Origin of the sequence: Pseudomonas reactans (genome assembly GCF_013387025.1) — a bacterium.
Taxonomy (GTDB): domain Bacteria; phylum Pseudomonadota; class Gammaproteobacteria; order Pseudomonadales; family Pseudomonadaceae; genus Aquipseudomonas; species Aquipseudomonas reactans.
This window is the reverse complement of the sequence record NZ_JACAQP010000105.1, coordinates 1-367: the sequence shown is the minus strand read 5'-3', so window position 1 is coordinate 367 and position 367 is coordinate 1. Positions and strand designations below refer to the sequence as shown.

The following is a 367-nucleotide window of genomic DNA, read 5'->3' as shown; positions in this document are numbered from 1 at the left end:
TTGAATACTTTTGTCCCAGATTGTTCTTTCCAATAAAGGTTGAGTTTAAAGAGGGAAAGACAGTTGGAGCAGAAGTACTACCATTTTGATGATCAGAATTTTCTCCATTTAAGAAATTTTCAAGTTTGATTGTGCCATCATTCCTTGTTAGTTTAGTAGATCTCAATTGATGAGTTACTGAACTAGCAGAGTCTGATTCAGATTTTACAACTCTTTTGAATGATTTGTTGAAAAAAGTATCATCTGGGCTGCAGTTGATAACTGTTTCATCATCTGAATCGTCCTCATTAGTAGATAAGAAGAAATCTGGTAGAGGCGATTTAAAGTTTTCACAAATTGTCCCATTTTTCTTTTCAGTCTTTTCATT

1 protein-coding gene is annotated in these 367 nt (G+C 33.2%); it reads right to left on the bottom strand.

From position 1 onward, the window contains the following. Positions 1-367: hypothetical protein (locus HX793_RS30745; RefSeq protein ID WP_178905606.1), on the bottom strand; the 367-nt coding region annotated here is incomplete at both ends.